This window comes from Sphingomonas bacterium (assembly GCF_903643065.1).
GTDB lineage: Bacteria > Pseudomonadota > Alphaproteobacteria > Sphingomonadales > Sphingomonadaceae > Sphingomonas.
In genome coordinates this window covers 1-3503 of the sequence record NZ_CAHJWX010000324.1, presented here as the reverse complement: position 1 = coordinate 3503, position 3503 = coordinate 1, and the positions used below count along the sequence as shown (strand labels likewise).

The window sequence follows — 3503 nt, the reverse complement described above, 5'->3', positions numbered from 1 at the left end:
CGCCATGGCGAGGGCGCGACGCAGGGCGCCGGCCGCGCGGCGGCGAGCAGTGCCAGGCAAAACGCACTCATGCGGCCGTCCAGCCGCCGTCGACCGGCAGGTTGGCGCCGGTGATCGACCGCGCCTCCTCCCGGCACAGGAACACGCCCAGCGCCGCCACCTCCTCCGGCGTGACGAAGCGCTTGGTCGGCTGCGCGGCGAGCAGCACGTCGTCCACCACCTGCTCGCGGGTCAGCCCGCGCGCGCGCATCGTGTCCGGGATCTGGTTCTCGACCAGTGGCGTCCAGACATAGCCGGGCGAGACGAGGTTGCAGGTGACGTTGTCGCGCGCGCATTCCAGCGCCACCGTCTTGGTCAGCCCCGCCAGCCCATGCTTGGCCATGATGTACGCGCTCTTGTTGGGGCTGGCGACGAGCGAGTGCGCCGAGCCGGTGGAGATGATCCGGCCCCAGCCGCGCTCGCGCATGCGCGGCAGCGCGGCGCGAATCAGATGCCAGGCGGACGACATCACGATCGCGATGATCGCGTCGAAGCGTTCGACGGGGAAGTCGGCGATCGGCGCGACATGCTGGACTCCGGCATTGTTGACGACGATGTCGACCGAGCCGGTCGCGGCGACCGCGCGCTCGACCATCGCCGCGATCTCGGCCGGCCGGGTCATGTCGGCGGGGTCGTACAGCCCACCCAGCTCGGCGCGGATCGCCTCGATCGCGCCCGCCTCGCCAAAGCCGTTGATCACCACCGTCGCGCCCTGCGCCGCGAGCGCGCGGGCATAGGCGAGGCCGATGCCGGAGGTGGAGCCGGTGACGATCGCGGTCCTGCCGGTGAGGAAGCTCATCGCTCCGGCATGGCGCGGACGCCGCGCGCGTGCAACCCGGCGCCGGCGCGGCGGGTTAGACGGCCGCAACGAAGCAGGACAAGCGGCATGCGGCTCGACGATTTCGACCCCAACGACATCAACGTCGGCGACCAGCGCGGCCAGGGCGGCGGCGGCGGGTTCGGCTTTGGCGGGGGTGGCGGGAGCGGTGGCGGCCTGTTGTTCGGGCTGTTGCCGCTGATCGGCAGCCGCTTCGGCTGTGGCGGCATCGCGGTGGTGCTGATCCTGTTCGCGGTGTTCGGCGGTGGGCTGAACAGCCTGGGCGGGCTGGTTGGCGGCAGCGCGCCGGTGGCGACGCGGCCGGCGAGCGGGACGGGCAACTCGGTGGCGCAGGCCTGCGCGGTCGATGCGAGCAGCAAGGCCGCCTGCAACGCCTTCGAGTCGGCGCAGCGCACCTGGGCGGCGATCTTCCAGCGCGAGGGCAAGCGGTTCGAGAAGCCCAATCTGCAATTCTACTCGGGCAATGGCCAGTCCGGCTGCGGCGCCGCGCAATCGGCGATGGGCCCGTTCTACTGCCCGCAGGATCAGGGCATCTATCTGGACACGAGCTTCTTCGCCGAATTGCAGAACCGCTTCCACGCCTCGGGCGACTTCGCGCAGGATTACGTGATCGCGCACGAGTTCGGCCACCATATCCAGAATCTGCTCGGCACGTCGGACAAGGTCCGCGACATGGAGCAGCGTGGCGACGAGCGCGCGGGCAACGCCGCGTCGGTCCGGCTGGAACTGCAGGCGGACTGTTTCGCCGGCGTCTGGGCAGCGAACAACCGCGACCGGCTCGATCCGGGCGACATCGAAGAGGGCATGACCGCCGCGCACGCGATCGGCGACGACACGTTGCAGGAGGAAAGCCAGGGCCGTGTTGTCCCCGACAGCTTCACCCACGGCACCTCGGCGCAGCGGATGCACTGGCTCAAGCAAGGGCTCGACACGGGCGACCCGGCGCGGTGCGACACGTTCAGCGGCGCGATCTGACCGGGACGGGATCACCCGAGATGGGCGAAAACGCATGCGACGCGCGAGTTCGGATGGCGGCCTACCGTCAGCGACGCGAAGGCGAGGCGGTGTTCGAACGCGTGGCGCAGACCCGTCACCCTTGCCGCGACAGCGAGTCGAACGAAGGGCCGTCAACCGTAGGGTTGGCGGCACTTCAGTATCGCAGCCGATAGCAGTCCTACCGGTGAAGTTGGGGAGGATCATCGACGCCCCGTCTTGAGCCCGCCGCCAACACTGCGATTATTAGCTGGCACGATCGTGTCGTTCGACGTCAACCCGCCACTCGCGGCTCTCCTCGATTAGGAGGGCAGGCCGACCGTCTTCTTGTCCGCGACCGAATACAGGTCGATGGACCGGTCAACCACTTTCAGCGCCCCGGCCTCCTTCATCACGGCCTGGAACTCGTCACTGGCGCCATGGGCATCCAGGGCCGCCTGGTCGCGCCAGCCCTCGATCAGCCGGAAGGTCGCCGGGTCGGCGGCATCCTGCGCGACGTCGAGAAAGGCGCAGCCGTCACGCCCGCGCGCCGCGGTCGCCATGCGCAGCGCGAGCGCCCGGAACGCTTCCGTGTTGTCGGGAAGGAGGCGATAGCTGGTGTAGATCAGCAGGGCAGGCGTCTGGGTCATCTTAAATCCCGTCGTTTGGTGGCAACACCTGGATGATGCGCGGCGCGAAGCCGCCGCCAACACGCATGGCGTCGCTAGGCTGGCGCGCCCGTCGATCGGCGCTGACGAACTGGCTCGCCAGCGTCACGTCCACCTCGTGCTGCCAGCGCGAGGTGATCGGGACGGCGGGCGACCTCGACCGCGATCGGTCGCTCGACCACCGCGCCGTCGAACACGACATGCTTGCCCGGAGATATCCGGCCGGTGACGCGCCGAAGCGACCAGGCCTGGCCACCCGGCTGCCCTTTGCCAGCCGGATCGAGTCGGCGGGTCCGTAGACGGTCGCGAGCGCGGGAACGGCGAGGAAGAACGATGTCACCGGCGATCTCCTGCCTGGCAGGCCGTGACGACGCCTGCCCGTTCGCCGAAAGGACCCGGCGTCGCCGCCGGGCCCTTCGCGATGAGCCATGGGCTCAATAGGTGCCGGTGCCGCCCGCGCCGGGGTCGCGGTCCTGGCCGCCGAACATCGCGCCCTGGCGTTCCTCGTCCTGCCAGTGCTGCTTGGCCTCGGCGGCGGTCCTGGTCACCACGACCTTGCCGTCGACCGACCTGATCCAGCGCGACGGGAAGCTGTGGTGCCGCCCGCCCGCGTCGACGTCGTTCTTGGTCAGGATCACGCGGTCGCCGCGCACCTTGTCGACCGTGCCGACATGCTCACCGTCGCTGCCCACGACTTCCAGATGCTCGCTCACCTTGCCCAGCAGGTCGCGCTGGCCCTGCCGCTCGGTGCGCCAGGACGAGAACTCGTCGTGGAACTTCTGCCGGTTTTCCTGATGATATTCCTGATAGTCGCGGTCGAACTGGCGGACCTGCTGGTCGCGCCAGTCATGGTAATGCTCGTGCCCGCCACGCGCGCCGCCACGCTCCCCGTCGCGCGCGTCCTGTTCGCGGCGGCGTTCGGCCTGCTCGTCGCCGAACCAGGAGCGCACCTCGTCGCCCGCGCGCGCCGCGAAGCCGCGATCGTC

General features: G+C 69.8%; 5 protein-coding genes. 1 reads left to right on the top strand and 4 read right to left on the bottom strand.

Annotated elements, in window-relative coordinates; all coding sequences use genetic code 11:
* Positions 1-67 precede the first annotated feature (67 nt).
* A complete protein-coding gene (locus HUU95_RS11310; RefSeq protein WP_174280205.1) occupies positions 68-838 on the bottom strand; it encodes a 3-hydroxybutyrate dehydrogenase in 771 nt (256 codons plus the stop codon).
* A gap of 87 nt (positions 839-925) precedes the next feature.
* Between HUU95_RS11310 and ypfJ the strand changes: the two genes are divergently transcribed.
* The gene (ypfJ, locus tag HUU95_RS11305) at positions 926-1852 is read left to right on the top strand and encodes a KPN_02809 family neutral zinc metallopeptidase (RefSeq protein ID WP_174280204.1); all 927 of its coding nucleotides are present in this window, start codon (positions 926-928) and stop codon (positions 1850-1852) included.
* Positions 1853-2172: 320 nt separating this feature from the next.
* Here the strand turns inward: ypfJ and HUU95_RS11300 are convergent, their stop codons facing one another.
* The 3 genes from HUU95_RS11300 to HUU95_RS11290 form a co-directional block, all read right to left on the bottom strand.
* A complete protein-coding gene (locus HUU95_RS11300) occupies positions 2173-2499 on the bottom strand; it encodes a putative quinol monooxygenase (RefSeq protein WP_174280203.1) in 327 nt (108 codons plus the stop codon).
* A 1-nt stretch (position 2500) separates the two neighbouring features.
* Positions 2501-2857, bottom strand: coding sequence for a hypothetical protein (locus HUU95_RS11295; RefSeq protein ID WP_174280202.1), 357 nt, complete (start codon positions 2855-2857; stop codon positions 2501-2503).
* Between the two features lie 94 nt (positions 2858-2951).
* Positions 2952-3503: DUF2171 domain-containing protein (locus HUU95_RS11290; RefSeq protein WP_174280201.1), on the bottom strand; the 552-nt coding region annotated here is incomplete at its 5' end.